The sequence below is a fragment of the Devosia sp. A449 genome (assembly GCF_054489375.1).
This window is the reverse complement of the sequence record NZ_JBTMWU010000008.1, coordinates 39930-56086: the sequence shown is the minus strand read 5'-3', so window position 1 is coordinate 56086 and position 16157 is coordinate 39930. Positions and strand designations below refer to the sequence as shown.

14 protein-coding genes are annotated in these 16157 nt (G+C 62.6%); 8 read left to right on the top strand and 6 right to left on the bottom strand.

Features of this window, described 5'->3' with window-relative positions:
• Window positions 1-440 precede the first annotated feature (440 nt).
• Complete coding sequence (locus ACX3OW_RS18425) at window positions 441-644, top strand: hypothetical protein (protein WP_459097262.1); 204 nt, start codon at window positions 441-443, stop codon at window positions 642-644.
• Between the two features lie 169 nt (window positions 645-813).
• On the opposite strand, the gene ACX3OW_RS18420 is transcribed toward ACX3OW_RS18425, so the two are convergent.
• The 4 genes from ACX3OW_RS18420 to ppk2 all read right to left on the bottom strand — a co-directional run bounded on the left by ACX3OW_RS18420 (window position 814) and on the right by ppk2 (window position 4356).
• Complete coding sequence (locus tag ACX3OW_RS18420) at window positions 814-1200, bottom strand: hypothetical protein (protein WP_459097261.1); 387 nt, start codon at window positions 1198-1200, stop codon at window positions 814-816.
• Window positions 1201-1204: 4 nt separating this feature from the next.
• On the bottom strand, window positions 1205-1513 hold the full coding sequence (locus tag ACX3OW_RS18415; RefSeq protein ID WP_459097260.1) for a terminase small subunit-like protein: 309 nt from the start codon (window positions 1511-1513) through the stop codon (window positions 1205-1207).
• Between the two features lie 1107 nt (window positions 1514-2620).
• Window positions 2621-3385, bottom strand: coding sequence for an N-formylglutamate amidohydrolase (locus tag ACX3OW_RS18410; RefSeq protein WP_459097259.1), 765 nt, complete (start codon window positions 3383-3385; stop codon window positions 2621-2623).
• Window positions 3386-3477: 92 nt separating this feature from the next.
• Window positions 3478-4356 (bottom strand): polyphosphate kinase 2, encoded by an 879-nt coding sequence (ppk2, locus tag ACX3OW_RS18405; RefSeq protein ID WP_459097258.1) that lies wholly within the window; start codon window positions 4354-4356, stop codon window positions 3478-3480.
• A 68-nt stretch (window positions 4357-4424) separates the two neighbouring features.
• On the opposite strand from ppk2, the gene ACX3OW_RS18400 reads away from it, so the two are divergent.
• Both ACX3OW_RS18400 and ACX3OW_RS18395 read left to right on the top strand, forming a co-directional pair.
• Window positions 4425-5708, top strand: a complete 1284-nt coding sequence (locus tag ACX3OW_RS18400; protein ID WP_459097257.1) for a sensor histidine kinase — start codon at window positions 4425-4427, stop codon at window positions 5706-5708.
• A gap of 261 nt (window positions 5709-5969) precedes the next feature.
• Window positions 5970-6368 (top strand): VOC family protein, encoded by a 399-nt coding sequence (locus ACX3OW_RS18395; RefSeq protein WP_459097256.1) that lies wholly within the window; start codon window positions 5970-5972, stop codon window positions 6366-6368.
• Window positions 6369-6619: 251 nt separating this feature from the next.
• Here the strand turns inward: ACX3OW_RS18395 and ACX3OW_RS18390 are convergent, their stop codons facing one another.
• Window positions 6620-7123 (bottom strand): GcrA family cell cycle regulator, encoded by a 504-nt coding sequence (locus ACX3OW_RS18390; RefSeq protein ID WP_459097376.1) that lies wholly within the window; start codon window positions 7121-7123, stop codon window positions 6620-6622.
• 435 nt (window positions 7124-7558) lie between these two features.
• Between ACX3OW_RS18390 and ACX3OW_RS18385 the strand changes: the two genes are divergently transcribed.
• The 4 genes from ACX3OW_RS18385 (at window position 7559) to ACX3OW_RS18370 (ending at window position 13284) form a co-directional block, all read left to right on the top strand.
• Complete coding sequence (locus ACX3OW_RS18385) at window positions 7559-8758, top strand: acetylornithine transaminase (protein ID WP_459097255.1); 1200 nt, start codon at window positions 7559-7561, stop codon at window positions 8756-8758.
• A gap of 123 nt (window positions 8759-8881) precedes the next feature.
• Window positions 8882-9814, top strand: coding sequence for an ornithine carbamoyltransferase (argF, locus tag ACX3OW_RS18380; protein ID WP_459097254.1), 933 nt, complete (start codon window positions 8882-8884; stop codon window positions 9812-9814).
• A gap of 257 nt (window positions 9815-10071) precedes the next feature.
• On the top strand, window positions 10072-11052 hold the full coding sequence (locus ACX3OW_RS18375; RefSeq protein WP_459097253.1) for an Hsp33 family molecular chaperone: 981 nt from the start codon (window positions 10072-10074) through the stop codon (window positions 11050-11052).
• A gap of 369 nt (window positions 11053-11421) precedes the next feature.
• Window positions 11422-13284, top strand: a complete 1863-nt coding sequence (locus tag ACX3OW_RS18370) for a glycosyltransferase family 2 protein (protein WP_459097252.1) — start codon at window positions 11422-11424, stop codon at window positions 13282-13284.
• On the opposite strand, the gene ACX3OW_RS18365 is transcribed toward ACX3OW_RS18370, so the two are convergent.
• Window positions 13281-14903 (bottom strand): ABC-F family ATP-binding cassette domain-containing protein, encoded by a 1623-nt coding sequence (locus ACX3OW_RS18365; protein ID WP_459097251.1) that lies wholly within the window; start codon window positions 14901-14903, stop codon window positions 13281-13283. The two genes, ACX3OW_RS18370 and ACX3OW_RS18365, sit on opposite strands and share 4 nt — an antisense overlap.
• 269 nt (window positions 14904-15172) lie before the next feature.
• Between ACX3OW_RS18365 and ytfQ the strand changes: the two genes are divergently transcribed.
• Window positions 15173-16147: a galactofuranose ABC transporter, galactofuranose-binding protein YtfQ gene (gene ytfQ, locus ACX3OW_RS18360; protein ID WP_459097250.1), complete on the top strand. Its 975-nt coding sequence runs from the start codon at window positions 15173-15175 to the stop codon at window positions 16145-16147.
• Window positions 16148-16157 lie beyond the last annotated feature (10 nt).

Sequence of the window (16157 nt, the reverse complement as noted above, 5' to 3'; positions counted from 1 at the left end):
CCAGGAATGACGGGAAGACACCGCACGACTTGCTGGTGCTGCCATGGGGTCCGTTGGGAGGCATCCCGCCACATTTGAGGCACTTGGACTGGCGCAACCTCGCCACGACCATGACCGATGACAAACTGCTGGGCAACGAGGCCGAGAGGATTAAGGCGGAGATCGCCAGCAAGGGGTACGCCATAGTCCAGGCAACCGAATGATGGCCTCCTATGATGATGTGATGTCGATGAATTAATCGGTCATTCACCGAGCGATGGCAGTCTTGGTGGGCGCGCCACGTATCGAGTTCGCGCCGTCGTCCTCCGAAGCCTGCCTCGTTGCCACGCGGGGCAGGCTTTCGTTCGGTGTTTCCAATTTCAGTCAAATTCTCCAGCTGACCTTGTCTGTCCAGAGACCATTGAGACGCACAACGGGATTGGGGCTCCCGGAGCGTGATGATGAAGCAAGCCAACCTGCCCCACCCGCTCTACATGCGGGCCAGAGACCATCTCGAGCAGGCCATGGCGGTTCTGTCGCGCGAACCAAACGCGGCGCCACTGCTCGCCCTACTTGATGAAGCGGTCGATATCGCAATCGAGCTGGCGCATATGCCACCGGCGGATGAGACGATCCTGCGCCTTATGCCTTCCGACAAGGTCTGAGATTAACTCGACGCGAGCTGTGAGGATTAGCGGCCGATTAACTCTGTGCCCGGAACTAAACCAGCTACGATGCGACGCGCAGTCCTATCATCTGTCTAGGAATGGTTCTGATGGCAGAGAGGGTCGTAGGACTGCGCAGTCCCTGCAGATCGGCGATGCTGATCTGCATCTAGACGTGGTGCACGGCGCGGAAAGCACCGAGCTCGGCCTGATTTTCGCTCTCGATAACAAGCAGATCGGAGACCGTTTGCGCCAAGGCGAGCCGGTCTTCCATACGGGCGCGCAAGCCGTTTACATATGCCGAAAGCCCAGCCCAGGCGCCGGCGTTTGCCTTGATAGCCGCCGCCTTTACCCAAAGCTGGGCACCGCGCTCAGCATCAGTACTCACCTCACCACGATGGGCTTCGCACACCGAGACAAGGAACGACGCGATCGAGGAAAGGCCGGTCATTGACGCCCCGTGGGTCGCGGCTTCTCCCCCAGCGATAACGGCCTCAGCCTCCTGCTTCTGGATAGTCCAGCTTTGCACCTCCGCAGTCGGATATTCCTTGAGCATGTCGTCACCTCGGACTTGCCGCCGGCAGCTTCTTGCGCCTGTTGCCCATTTGCGGCGTGTCCGCTATCTCCAGCATTTCGTCGAAGATCGCATCGGCACTAGCATCGCGGGCGGGCGCGTATTGCTCGCGAAACGACGTGTAACGCTCGTCTGCCAACCATCTGAACACGGTGACCTGGTCCGGCATCTTCGTATCGCGGCAGATGCTACGCAGACTCGCTCCCTCGGACATGTGCTGGCAGATATTGTCGGCGATATCCTGCGAATAAGTGCTTGGGCGTCCTATAGGCTTCCCCGGCTTCTTACTGGCCATCACGCTGCCAAGCTTAGCACTGGGCGATATGTTTGTTCTACTGATCGGCCTTGGAGGCGTCATGGTTACTTTGATGATCTGCCCATTTCGGGGGAAATGGCCGAGGTCTTTCTAGAGGGAGATTGCTGGGAGATATCCTGCCCATTCTGCGGGCGGTTCAGGATCAACAATGACACCCTGAACACCTACGCAGACCGACCGGACCTACTTAGTGCCTTGCTAATTGAGGCGAAGAAGGGGGCGGCTCGCAATCAGATCCCGGTGATTGCCGCCGCTGAGTCCTGCCCCCTGGCTGTTATGCCAAGGGCTGGGGAATGGCGTAACTTGAACTTGCTGCGATATCGGCTGAACGATATCGCTATGGAGGGCACTATGCACAATCTGCATAGTGCTGCGCTCCAATGCACTTACCTGCCGAGAGATGGTGGCGCAGGACACTATGAGTTGCGGCAGGGCGGCCACACAGGGCCACTAGCGACCTGCGCCGGCACGAAGGCTAGCGGGGCTGCGTGCGACCGTACATAGCTTGTAGGATGTATGCCCTGATGGGCGAATGGGCTGGCAGGGCACGTCAAACCGCGAACACAGCCAGTTCGGTTTCAGATCACAACCAGTGCGAAGTGGTTAACGTTTTTCTTGGTTCCTCGTATCAAGCGAGGCGATCAAAAGGAGAGTGGAATGAAAGTCCGAACACTTCTATCCATCGCCGCCTTGCCTCAGCGCTGGCCGTTCCGGGGCTCACCTTGGCCCAAGAAGAGCACCTGATCAGCGGCAAGGCGGTCCCCTGTGGATCAAATTGTAGGCGTTCAAATCAAATGTGAAGAGCTTCGCAAAGCACTGCCGGTTACGCCAGCACCCGCCGCGAGCGCAGCGGCTCCAGCGACCGGCACCGCGGGGTGGACTGAGGACGGCACCAAGATCGACCTGACTAAGCTTGCCGTGGCTCTGTGCGACGAGGGCAAATGGCCGCCGGCCTCAACTTTGATCGCTCGCTTGGCCTCCCAACGCCAAAGCGTGCTCACTTGTGCATAACTTGGTGCAGTGCTATGACGTTATTCAGCAACGTAACCCATTGATATTGCTTAGGTGAATGACGAAAATTCTCCCTCAAGGGGAGAAGGGGGATGACTGATGGGCCGCCTGCAGGCACTCGGCCAGTCGGGTCGACCAGAATTTCACCCCCTCGGGGTGAATGATCTCGTCATGGCGGATTTCGATCATGGTGGCGTCGAGCCCGCGACCGTCGCCATGGCGTTCGAGGGTCAGCGTGACCCCGAGCAGCGCCGCATAGGGTTCGTTCCAGCCGATATTGAGCGCAGTGTCCGAGGCCTTGAGCGCGTCGAACAGCGCCTTGGTATAGCGCGTGTCGACCCCATGGATCAGCCCGATCGGCCAGGGCCGGGGCACGCCGTGATAGACCGGCGTGAACGAGTGCATGCAGACCAGGATGGTGTGCTGGCCGGCATGGCGGCGGGCCTCCAGCAGCGTGTCGATGGCGGCGTGGTAGGGGCGGTGGAAATGCTCGATCCGATATTGCCGCTCGGCGGCGTCGAGCCCCTTATTGGCGGCGATGTGGGTGGCTTCCGACACTGTCCAGATCAGGTCGGGCGCATCGATATCGCGGTTGCAGTCGATGATCAGGCGCGACACCGTCGATTGCACCAGCGGCGCATCGAGCCGGTCCGATAGCGCGAGGCTGACGGCGAGGGCGCCGGGGTCCCAGGCGATATGGCTCAGCCTTTCGCTATGCGACAGGCCCAGATCGCCATATTTCTCGGGAATGCGGTTGCTGGCATGGTCGCAGACCATGACGAAGGGCGACGTCCCGCGTGCATTGATGACCCGCACCGCTGCCTGTCCATCGCTGCTCATTCAGTCCCCATCCGCATCGTTGAACTGGCTATCGGGTGCGCGTATCGCCGGGCGCTGTCAATGTCGAATTGCCCGCACGGAGGCGGGCAAGCCTAGTCGGCATTGGCCAGCTTGAGGAAGTCCCGCGCGCTCAGCGTGATCTCCGGGTCGATCTTGCCGATGGCCTTGCGGCTCTTGCCGGCATAATCCAGCCGGTCGAGCACGGTCTGGATGACGTTGATGCGGCCACGGCGCTTGTCATTGGCGCGGATCACCATCCAGGGGGCATGCGGGCGGTCGGTGCGGACCAGCATGGCGTCGCGGGCATCGGTATAGGCGTCCCATTGATGCAGCGCGTCGATATCCACCGGCGACAGCTTCCACACCTTGAGCGGATCATGCCGGCGATCATGGAACCGCTTGAACTGCATTTCCTGGCCGATGGAGAGCCAGAACTTGAACAGATGGATGCCGTCGCGGGTGATGCGCTTCTCGAATTTGGGGGCTTCATCGAGGAAATGTTCGGTCTGTTCGGGCGTGCAGAAGCCCATGACCTTTTCCACCCCGGCACGGTTGTACCAGGAACGGTCGAACAATACGGTTTCGCCGGCGGCGGGGAACCAGTCGACATAGCGCTGGAAATACCACTGCGTGCGTTCGCGATCATTGGGCTTGGGCAGGGCGGCGATCAGATTGTAGCGGGGATTGAGATTTTCCAGATAGGTCTTGATGGTGCCGCCCTTGCCGGCGGCGTCGCGCCCCTCGAAGACGATCATGACGCGCTCGCCCGATTGGGCCAGATGGGCCTGCAACAGCACCAATTGCTTCTGCAATTGATACATGCGCTCTTCATAGAGCTTGCTATCCAGCTTATCCTCGTAAGGATAGCCGCCCGAAGCCATGGCGCGTTTGCGGATGGCTTTGGGTAGCTCTGGATTTTCGATGTCGAAGCTGTCGAGGGGATCGCTCACCTGATGTCTCTCCGTTGTCATATCACCGTGCAATGAAGGCCGGCTGCGGCGCAAGGCCATCAGAACTCTTTGAATTACAGAAATAAAATATGGACCAGTTTCGTTCCCGACCGCCTGTTTCCCGTCTGACCGTCATGCTGGCGCGTCTGACGGCGCATGCCCCGCTGCTGGCCGGGATCGGCGTGGTGCTGCTCGGGCTGGTGCTGTTTGCCCAATTGGGCGTGGGCGCGGCGCTGCTCGGCTTTGTGGTGATCATCGCCGGGGCGGCTTTATTGGCGCCGGCCACCATCACCGTGACGCCGGCGCTCGAGCTGGGACGCCCGGTGGAGGCCAGTGCCGATGATGCGGTCTTCGCCTTTGCCGATGCGCTGGCCGATCCCTGTCTGGTGCTGGATCGGCGCGGGGCGGCCGTGCATGCCAATGTGGCGGCACTCCGGCAATATCCCTCGGTGGCCAATGGCAAGCCGATCACCCTGTCGCTGCGCAATCCTGACCTGGTGCAGGCCATCGACCTGGCGCTGCGCAATGGCGAGACGCGCACCATCGAGCTGCATGAAACCGTGCCGTCGGAAACCTGGGACAAGGTGGTGGTCTCGCCCCTGCAGCGCCCGGGGCAGGATTGGCTGGGCGATGAGGCGCGCCAGCTGGTGGTGACCTTCCAGAGCCTGACCGAACTCAAGCGCGTCGACGCGATGCGCAGTGATTTCATCGCCAATGCCAGCCACGAGCTGCGCACGCCGCTGGCCTCGCTGCTGGGCTTTATCGATACGCTGCTGGGGCCGGCCGCCAAGGACACGGCCGCGCGGGAGAAGTTTTTGGGCATCATGCGCGGACAGGCCGAGCGCATGAGCAAGCTGATCGATGACCTGCTCAGCCTGTCCCGCATCGAAATGCACCAGCATGTCCGCCCCACCGCCAGCATCGAGCTGGCCGGGCTGCTGCGCGAGGTGCGGGACGGGCTGATGATGCAGGCCAAGGCCGCCAATATCGAAATCCGCATGACCTTGTTCGAGGGGCCGAGCACCACCACGGGCGACCGGGGGCAGCTTTATGAAGTGTTCGAGAACCTGCTCGACAACGCCATCAAATATGGCGCCGGCGGCAAATTCGTCGAGGTCAATCTGGCGCCGGCTGGTCGAGCCGGGTTTCAGCATTTGGTGACGGTGATCGACCATGGGCCGGGCGTCGAGATCGACCAGGTGCCGCGCCTGACCGAGCGGTTCTATCGCATCGATGCCGATGCTAGCCGGCGCAAGAAGGGCACCGGGCTGGGGCTGGCCATCGTCAAGCATATCGTGCATCGCCATCGCGGCCAGATGAGCATCAAGAGCAGCCCCGGCGAGGGCATGCGGGTGGATGTGCTGCTGCCGTGAGGGGGGGCGCGCGACGTCATCGCGTCCAGCCTGCTGGCCACACGCACGATGTCATCCCGGCCTTGAGCCGGGACCCATCTTGAGATGGGGGCGCTGACGAGACCTCAGGATGGGCCCCGGCTCAAGGCCGGGGTGACACTGTGGGTGGGGAGCCTTTGAGGCAAACTAGGCGCGCCGCTTCGTTTGCCTTGGTCTGCCGTCGGCAGGCTTTCAGCGGGGCGGATCGGGCGATAAGCTCGGCCCGCAGCAAGGAGTGCCCCCATGTCCCAGAGTTTTACCCCGTTCCTGACCTTTCAGGGTGGCGTCGCTGAAGCGGCGATGAATTTCTATTGCTCGGTGTTTCCCGATAGTCGCATCAACCGGATCACGCGCTATGCCGCCGGCATGCCGGGTCCGGAGGGCACGGTGATCACCGCCGAGTTCACGCTGGGCGGGCAGAGCTTCATTGCCTCGGACAGCCCGGTGAAGCATCAGTGGGATTTTACCCCGGCGATTTCGGTGTTTGTGAGCTGCCAAAGCGCCGAGGAACTGGACGCGGCGTTTAATGCGCTGGCCGAGGGTGGCCGGGTCTATATGCCGATCGACAATTACGGCTTCTCGCAGCGCTTCGGCTGGGTGGGCGATCGGTTCGGCGTGACCTGGCAGTTGAATTTGGATTGAGGGGGCTGCATCCGCAGTCGACACCCTCCCCCTTGCGGGGAGGGATCAAGGGGGGTGGGCCAGGCGCACTGAGCCTGCGGAGAGATACCCCCTCCCGGCTCGATAACGGACTTAGCAAGCTAAGTCCTATCTCGCTGTCCCTCCCCGCAAGGGGGAGGGTGGGACGACTGATGGCGCGGCGGCAAAGAGTTTGTGCCCACCAAACAAAAAGGGCGCTCGGGGCGCCCTTTTTTATTTCAGTCTGGTGCTGCTTAGCGGCGCTTCTTTTCGACCTGGTGGTAGGCCCGGCGCGAGTGGAACTCGCAATAGGGGCCGGATTCCAGGCTGTGCTGGCCGCAGAAGTAGAAATCCTTGGTCAGCGGATCGCCGATTGGCCACTTGCAGGTGGCTTCGGTGAGCTGCAGCAGGCTGAGGCGCTTGTCCTCGGGGATGAACAGCTCGGCCACGACGGGGGCCACATAGAGCTGGTGCTCGGTCTGCGGATTATGCGCCAGCGCCGTGGCGCCGATCGATTGCGGACGCGAGGCCATCATCGGACGCGGCTTGGCCACACCGGCACCCATGCTGGACAGGCCAGCCGAGGGGCTGGCGACGCGACGCGGGGCCGGTCGCGCTGCCGGACGGGCGCGCGGGGCCGAATTGGTGGGCTTGGCCCGGGCAGAAAGCTTGAGACGATGAACCTTGCCGATCACGGCATTGCGCGTGACGCCTTCGCCGAGTTCGCCGGCAATCTGGCTGGCCGAGAGGCCTTCCATCCAGAGCTTCTTCAAAGTCTCGACGCGCTCGTCAGTCCAGCCCGCCGGTTGTGCTCCTGAAACTATCGTCAAAACAGTATCCTTCATTGTGCTGCCAATTAATAAATGGCAGCCATCAAACGCTAGGCGTCGTATGTCAGGTGGGGCCGCCACACGAGATGTCGTGTTCCCAATGGCTGTTAGTTTACGCCATCGACGGAATCAGGATCAAGGCTGGGGGGCGACTTTCCCCGTAAATTCATTGGTTAAAATTATCCTAACAATCCCTGAGTCAAATCAGGCACTTGGGCTAGGATCATTGACTTAGCGGACGAAATTGGCCTAACTCAGGCACCCAAACGCGCTGCGTCACGAGCGCGTTTTTGGTTTTTGTGGCGCTATTGTCACGCCCGCCTGAGACTATGCTCAACCCCGTCCATATATAAGGAAGTTCCCATGTCTGCGCTCTACGGCACGTATGCCCGGTCCGATCTCGCCTTTGAGCGGGGCGAGGGTATGCGACTGTACGACCAGCACGGGCGAGATTATCTCGATTTCCATTCCGGCATCGCCGTCAATGCGCTCGGTCATGGCGACCCGCATCTGGTCAACGCGCTTAAAAACGCGGCCGACAAGGTGTGGCACGTCTCCAACGTGTTCACCATTCGCGAGCAGGAGCGGCTGGGCCAGCGGCTGGTCGATGCCACCTTTGCCGATGCAGTGTTCTTCACCAATTCGGGCGCCGAAGCGCTGGAATGCGCCATCAAGACGGCACGGCATTATTTCTGGGCCAAGGGCGAGAAGGATCGCTACGAGATCCTCGGCTTCAACCATTCCTTCCATGGCCGTACGCTGGGCACCATCGCCGCCGGTGGCAATCCGAGCTATCTCGAAGGCTTCGGCCCGGCATTGCCCGGCTTCAAGCATATCGAGCCGGGCGATCTCGCGTTGGTGCGCGCCGCTATCGGGCCGCAGACCTGCGCCATCCTGATCGAGCCGGTGCAGGGCGAGGGCGGCGTGACCGCCATGACCAATGAATTCATGCAGGGCCTGCGCGCGATCTGCGACGAGTTCGGCCTGCTGCTGGTGCTCGATGAAGTGCAGTGCGGCTATGGCCGGACCGGGCGCTTCTTTGCCCACGAATGGAGTGGCATCACCCCCGATATCGTGGCGGTGGCCAAGGCCATCGGCGGCGGCTTCCCGCTCGGGGCGTGCCTCGCCAAGGGCGATGTCGCGGCCTCGATGGTGCCGGGCACGCATGGCTCGACCTATGGCGGCAATCCGCTGGCAACGGCGGTGGGCAATGCCGTGCTCGACCGTATCTTGGCGCCGGGCTTTCTCGATCACGTCAACCAGATGGGCCAGAAACTGGCCTGGCATCTGCAGCAACTGGCGCAGAAATACCCCGATTTCGTGCTGGAAACGCGCGGTAAGGGCCTGCTGGCCGGTATCAAGATCACCCCGCCAGTGCGCGACTTTGTCGAGCGGCTGCGCAGTGATCACCAGCTGCTGGCCATCGGCGCCGGCGACAATGTGCTGCGGCTCATCCCGCCGCTGATCGTCACCGAAGCCGATATCGAGGATGCCATGACCCGGCTGGGCGCGGCGTTTGACGCGATTGCTGCCGAGGCGGCATTGGCGCCAGCAGTGGGATGAGCACGATGCTGAGCTATCCCCAGGCGCGACGCCGACGACGCGGTTTGTTCCCTCCCTCGTGAGGGGCATGCCCCTTCGCGGCCTTCGCCATTAGCTTTCAGCGTCCACAAAGGAACCCGGCCCATGACTTTGACCGGCACCCCACGGCATTTTCTCAATCTTGACGACTTCGACTATTCTGAACTGCGCGGCATGCTCAACGCCGCCGCCTCGCTCAAATCCCGCCTGAAGCAGGGCGACCGCCCCAAGCTGCTGGCCGAAAAAGTGCTGGCGATGATCTTCGAGCGCCAGTCCACCCGCACCCGCGTCAGCTTTGACGTCGGCATGCGCCAGCTCGGCGGCGAGACCATCATGCTGTCCGGCCAGGAAATGCAGCTCAGCCGCGAGGAAACCCTGACCGATACCGGCCGGGTGATGAGCCGCTATGTCGACGCCATCATGATCCGCATTCTCAGCCACGCCGATCTGGTGGAGCTGTCGGAAGGCGCGAGCGTCCCGGTGATCAACGGGCTGACCCGCCGCGCCCATCCCTGCCAGGTGATGGCCGACCTGATGACCTTCGAGGAGCATCGCGGCAATATCAAAGGCGCCAAGGTGGCCTGGGTCGGCGACAGCAACAATGTGCTGCATTCCTGGGTCAATGCGGCCGAGTTGTTCGAATGCGAGCTGACCATCGCGGTGCCCGACGAATACCGGCCGGAAAAGGACCTGATGGACGACATCAAGAAGGCCGGCAAGTGGGTCCGCATGATCGAGGACCCGCGCGAGGCCGTCGAGAACGTCGATCTGGTGGTGACCGACACCTGGGTGTCGATGGGCGACACCGACGCCGCCGAGCGCCGCCGGGTCTTGAAACCCTATCAGGTGAACACCAGTTTGATGGGCTTGGCGAATAAAGACGCCCTGTTCATGCACTGCCTGCCCGCCCATCGCGGCGACGAGGTGACCGACGAAGTGATCGATGGTCCTCAGTCGGTGGTGTTTGACGAGGCCGAAAACCGCCTGCATGCCCAAAAAGCCATCCTGTGCTGGGCCTTCGGGGTCGATACCAACTAACTGCTTCGATCTTCTGGCTGGGAACGGCCTGCAAATGGCGGCTTTCGGCGCTTCCGGTGCTCACGTACTTATGTACGCTCCGCTCCGGTGCTCGAAAGCCACCATTTTCGCCTCGTCCCAACCAGAAGCTCATCGCAGTGCGGTGCTCGCCCCCGGCAACGGTCGCCCCAGGCTCTTGCCGAGCTTGGTGGCTGGTACCATTGTGGCCAAGCCGAATTGAAAGCCCCGTGCCCAAAATGACGACGGATACGACGACCATGACCGAGAACCTGATGACTGCCCTCGGGCTCGACCGGCCGGAAAGCGGCGACGATGCGGTCGTGCCGTTCACCCTAGACCAGCTCGATACGCGTGGCCGCAGCGTGCGGCTGGGCGATGCGCTCGACACTATTCTCTCCCGCCACAATTATCCGGCCCCGGTGGCGCGCCTGTTGGGCGAAGCGGTGGTGCTGGCGGCGCTGATCGGCTCCTCGCTCAAATTCGAGGGCAAGTTCATCATGCAGACCCAGACCGATGGGCCGGTGAACCTGCTGGTGGTCGATTTCGACGCGCCGGACGGGCTGCGCGGCTATGCGCGCTTCGATCATGATGCGCTGCTCAAGGCGGCCGAGGAAGGTCGCACCAAGCCGAGCGAGCTGCTCGGCAAGGGCCATCTGGCGATGACCATCGATCAGGGGCCGCATACCGAGCGCTATCAGGGCATCGTCGCGCTCGACGGCAACTCGCTTGAGGAAGCCGCGCATACCTATTTCATGCAGTCCGAGCAGATCCCGACCCAGGTTCGCCTGGCGGTGGCCGAGTTCACCAAAAAGGGCGATCATCGCCCGCATTGGCGCGCCGGCGGCGTGCTGATCCAGCATCTGCCCGAACACGGCATGTCGCGCATTGCCGACCTGCCGGGCGACGGCGTGGTGGAGCTTGCCGGCGAGGAGGATGGCTGGAGCGAGGCGCGCGCGCTGATGGCGACGCTCGACGATCTCGAACTGGCCGACCCGGACCTGACCTCCGAGCGCCTGCTGTTCCGGCTCTATCACGAGACCGGGGTGCGGGTGTTTACGCCGATGCCGATGGTGGAGCGCTGCTCCTGCTCGGCCGATGGCATTGAAGCCATGCTGGGCACCAGCTTTACCGCCGAGGACCGTGAGGAAATGGCGGTGGATGGCGAGATCGAAGTGGTCTGCGAATTCTGCTCGACCGCTTACCATTTCAACCCGCACCAGTTCGGCGCCAAGCACTGAATTCGGCTTTGTTAGGCAATGCAAGAAACGGTCGCCCACAGGCGGCCGTTTTTCTTGTTGGCGTGCAGCCTTGCTTATTGCTAAGAAAATGATCAGTATTTCTGCGCAGATTTAGGGGGTGGGGTGAATGAAAATTGATCCAATTTCAAATATACTTGCCGTGCGTAACTGGGGTGGCGGTGGAATTTGGCGATGTATATTGCCCTTGGTGCCGCCATTTTTGTGCGTCTGCGTTCAGAGTGAGCTGTCGCTGGCTCCTGGGTAATGCTCGGTGCCTGCCGGAGGTGCCGCGATGGCGCTTGTGGCCGCATCAGGGCCGGAACATCCAGCCGCCACCCCCTTTGATAATCCTGTGACGGGCCTTCGCGCATGTCGGACGCACTGGATTTAATCAAGGCGATCCTCGTGGAGGATGGCCCGGACGATGCTCTGGCGCGCTCGGTGCTGGAAACCGCTTTGGAGCGCGAGGTGGATGTGCTGCTGTTTTGCGCCGCGACCCTGGGCATGGGCGCCACTTTGGTCATGGAGCGCGCGGCGGGTTGGGCCGGCTATGGCTTCTATCACCATGTGCCGGCGGGCCTGACCGGCCGGGCCGAACCGACGCGGCTCGAGGCGCTGGCCGAAGTGCGTCTGTTCCGGGTGCAATTGCTGGATCGCGAAATCGCCTTTGCTGCCCCGGATTTCCACGGTGTCATCCGCCTCAAGCAGCGTCGGCAGTCCATGCCCCGGCTGCGGCGGCTGCTCTGCCTGGTGCCCGAGCCGGCGCTGCGGACCTATCTGACCCAGGTGGCCGCCCCGGCGCTGATCGATGGGGCGCGGCAAAATCTGGCGCGCCGCTGGCCCTATGCCTCGGCGCAGCTCGAACTGACGGTGGCGGTGCGCTACGGCTTCATGACCGGACTGACGCTGCTGGTGACGGCGCTGTTGCTGACCCCGTTCTGGGCCGAGGCGCAGGTCTGGATGGCGCCGGTGGTGCTGGCTTTGCTGGTGGCGCCGGCGTTGATCCGGGTCGCCGCCATCATGACGCGGGCGCCTCCAGTTGCACGACCCAGCCGCCCGGCGGACGAGGAACTGCCGGTCTATTCGGTGCTGATCCCGCTGCGCAGTGAAGCGGCGATGGTGCCCCAGCTGTTCGCGGCGATGGGGGCGCTCGACTACCCGGCCGAGCGGCTGGATATCAAATTCGTGGTCGAAGCGCGCTCGACCGTCACCATCGATGCGGTGCGCGCCCGGCTCGGCGATCCGCGTTTCGCGCTGGTGCCGGTGCCCGATGCGCTGCCGCGCACCAAGCCCAAGGCGCTGGATTTTGCCCTGCCGCTGTGCCGAGGCGAGCATGTGGTGGTGTATGACGCCGAGGATATTCCCGATCCCGATCAATTGTGGAAGGCGGTGCTGCGCTTTCGCGAGGCGCCGGATTTGATCTGCCTGCAGGCGCGTCTGGTGATCGGCAATGGCCGCACCAACTGGCTGGCGGCGCTGTTTGCCGGCGAATATGCCGGCCTGTTCAGCGTGCTGCTACCGGCGCTGGCCCGCTGGGGCCTGCCCATGCCGCTGGGCGGCACCTCCAATCATTTCCGGCTCCATGCGCTGCGCGAGCTGGGCGGCTGGGATGCCTTCAACGTCACCGAGGATGCCGATCTCGGCATCAGGCTGGCCCGGCGGCGGCTGGTGGTTTCGGTGCTGGATTCGGCGACGCGGGAAGAGGCGCCGACCCATTTGCTACCCTGGATGGGCCAGCGGATCCGCTGGATGAAAGGCTGGATGCAGACCTTCATCGTGCATAATCGCAACCCGAAACGGCTGCTGGCGGATATGGGCCTGCCGGCCTTCCTGACCTTCCAGGCGCTGGTCTTCGGCATGATTATCGCGCCACTGCTGCATTGCGGCTTCGCGCTGGTGGTGCTCGCCCAGGGCCTGACCGGGGCCGGGGGCATGCAGGGCTCGAGCTGGTTCGTGTTTTATCTGGCCGTGCTCGGCCTGGGCTATGGCAGCACGCTGGCGATGACGGCGCTGGGGCTGGCGCGGGCGCGCAAACTGGAGCTGCTGGCGATCCAGGCGCTGCTGCCGCTCTATTGGCTGTTGATGGGCTTTGCCACGCTGCGCGCCGCCCATGAATTGCTGACGCGCCCGTTCTACTGGTTCAAGTCGCCCCACCGCCCGGTTGTGCCGGTGCCGGCGACAAAAGCCGCCATGCCCTCGGCGCTCGTCGAGAAGGCGTCGAGCCGGCGCTAGCTGCGCAGGCCGGGGGCTTCCTGGCCGGTGCTTTGGACATATTCGGTGTAGCCGCCGCCAAAGGTACGGACGCCTTCGGGGGTCAGTTCCAGCACGCGGTTGGACAAGGCGGCGAGGAAGTGGCGGTCGTGGCTGACGAACAGCATGGTGCCTTCATACTGCGCCAGAGCAGTGATCAGCATTTCCTTGGTGGCGATGTCGAGGTGGTTGGTGGGCTCGTCGAGCACCAGGAAATTCGGGGGATCGAACAGCATCATCGCCATCACCAGGCGGGCCTTTTCGCCGCCCGAGAGCACGCGGCATTTCTTCTCGATTTCGTCGCCGGAAAAGCCGAAAGCCCCGGCCAGCGCCCGCAACGGCGCCTGTCCGGCCGCCGGGAACGAGCTTTCCAGCTGCTGGAAAATCGTCAGGTCGCCTTCCAGCACGTCCATGGCGTGCTGGGCGAAATAGGCCATCTTGACCGAGGGGCCGCGGGTCACGCTGCCCTGATCGGGCGCGGCAGTGCCGGTGATCAGCTTGAGCAAGGTCGACTTGCCGGCGCCGTTGACGCCCATGATGCACCAGCGTTCGCGGCGGCGGACCTGGAAGTCCAGCCCGTCATAAATGGTGCGGCTGCCATAGCTTTTGCTGACATTTTTCAGCTGCGCCACATCTTCGCCGGAGCGTGGGGCGGGGCGGAATTCGAAGTCGACGGTCTGGCGGCGCTTGGGCGGTTCCACCCGGTCGATCTTGTCGAGCTTTTTCACCCGGCTCTGCACCTGCGCGGCATGCGAAGCGCGGGCCTTGAAGCGGGCGATGAAATCGAGTTCTTTCGCCAGCATGGCCTGCTGGCGCTCGAATTGGGCCTGCTGGTTTTTCTCGGCAATGGCGCGCTGCTGCTGATAAAATTCGTAATTGCCAGAATAGGTTGTCAGCGATCCGGCGTCGATCTCGACGATCTTGGTGCAGATGCGATTCATGAATTCGCGGTCATGCGACGTCATGAACAAGGCGCCAGCATAATTCTGCAGGAAGTCTTCCAGCCAGATCAGGCTTTCGAGGTCGAGATGGTTGCTCGGCTCGTCGAGCAGCAGCGCGTCGGGGCGCTTGAGCAGGATGCGGGCGAGGGCCACGCGCATCTTCCAGCCGCCCGACAAAGCGCCGACGTCGCCATCCATCATCTCTTGAGAAAAGCCAAGTCCATCAAGCACTTCGCGGGCGCGGCCGTCGAGCGAATAGCCGTCCAGCTCTTCGAATTGATGCTGCACTTCGCCATAGCGTTCGATGATGGCGTCCATCTCGTCGGCCTTGTCGGGGTCGCCCATATCGGTTTCGAGCGCTCGCATTTCGGTGATCAGGGCGCTGACCGGGCCGGCGCCATCCATCACTTCGGCAACGACGCTGCGGCCCGCCATCTCGCCAACGTCTTGACTGAAATAGCCAATTGAGGTGCCGCGATCGACCGAGACCTGGCCTTCATCGGGCTGTTCCTCGCCGGTGATCATGCGGAACAGCGTGGTCTTGCCGGAGCCATTGGGGCCGACCAGGCCGATCTTTTCGCCCTTCTGCAACACTGCCGACGCCTCGATAAAGACAATCTGCTTGCCGTTTTGCTTGCCGATGCTTTCGAGACGTATCATGGGACCCTGCGTGCTGGAGACGGGCAGTGGGCCCGACGAAAGCGCCGGTAAAGCATTGGATGGCGGCGCGCGCAAGCGCTACCGGGTCACAGGAGCCATGCTGTCAGGCCTGTCAGCATCGGCTGGCAGCATGCTGGTGGTTTTCTTGCGCTTGTCTGACGGGTCGGCATTAGTCATATTTTTCCCTATTTACATATAATAGTACTTTATGTAGCGTCAGCCCATCGTCGCAGGTGAAAACACCGCGACGGCCATTTTGGGAGGACATCGTGACCATCATTTCCAAGCTTGCCATCGCGGCGAGCCTCGCTACCGCTTTGACGTCAGTCAGCGTTGCCCAGGAGAATTTGAGCGGCCTCGTGGTCGGCTTCAGCCAGATCGGTTCGGAGTCGGGTTGGCGCGCTGCCGAGACCTCGGTGACCAAGCAGCAGGCCGAAGCGCTGGGTATCGATCTCAAATTTGCCGATGCGCAGCAGAAGCAGGAAAACCAGATCAAGGCACTGCGCGGTTTCATCGCCCAGGGCGTTGACGCCATCCTCGTCGCCCCGGTGGTCGCCACCGGTTGGGAAGACGTGCTGAGCGAAGCCAAGGAAGCCGAAATTCCGGTGCTGCTGCTCGACCGCGGCGTCGATGCGCCCGAAGACCTCTATTTCACCATGGTCGCCTCCGATCAGGTGCTCGAAGGCCGGGTGGCCGGCGACTGGCTGGTGGCCGCTGTCGGCGATGCCGATTGCAAGGTGGTCGAGCTGCAGGGCACGGTCGGCTCCACGCCGGCAATCAACCGCAAGCAGGGCTTTGAAGAGGCCATTGCCGGCCACGCCAACATCACCATCGCCCGCAGCCAGACCGGCGACTTCACCCGCTCCAAGGGCAAGGAAGTGATGGAAGGCTTCATCAAGGCCGAAAATGGCGGCGCCGATATCTGCGCGGTCTATGCCCATAATGACGACATGGCGGTGGGCGCCATCCAGGCGATCAAGGATGCCGGCCTCAAGCCCGGCACCGATATCAAGGTGGTGTCCATCGACGGCGTGCCGGACATCTTCGCCGCCATGGTCGCCGGCGAAGCCAATGCCACGGTGGAGCTGACCCCGAACATGGCTGGTCCGGCGTTTGAAGCCCTGGCCGCCTATCTCAAGGACGGCACCGTGCCGCCCAAGACCATCATCACCGAGTCCAAGCTCTACACCCCGGCGGACAATCCGCAGGGTGAGTATGACACGCGCAAAAGCCTGGGTTACTAGGCGGTTTTCG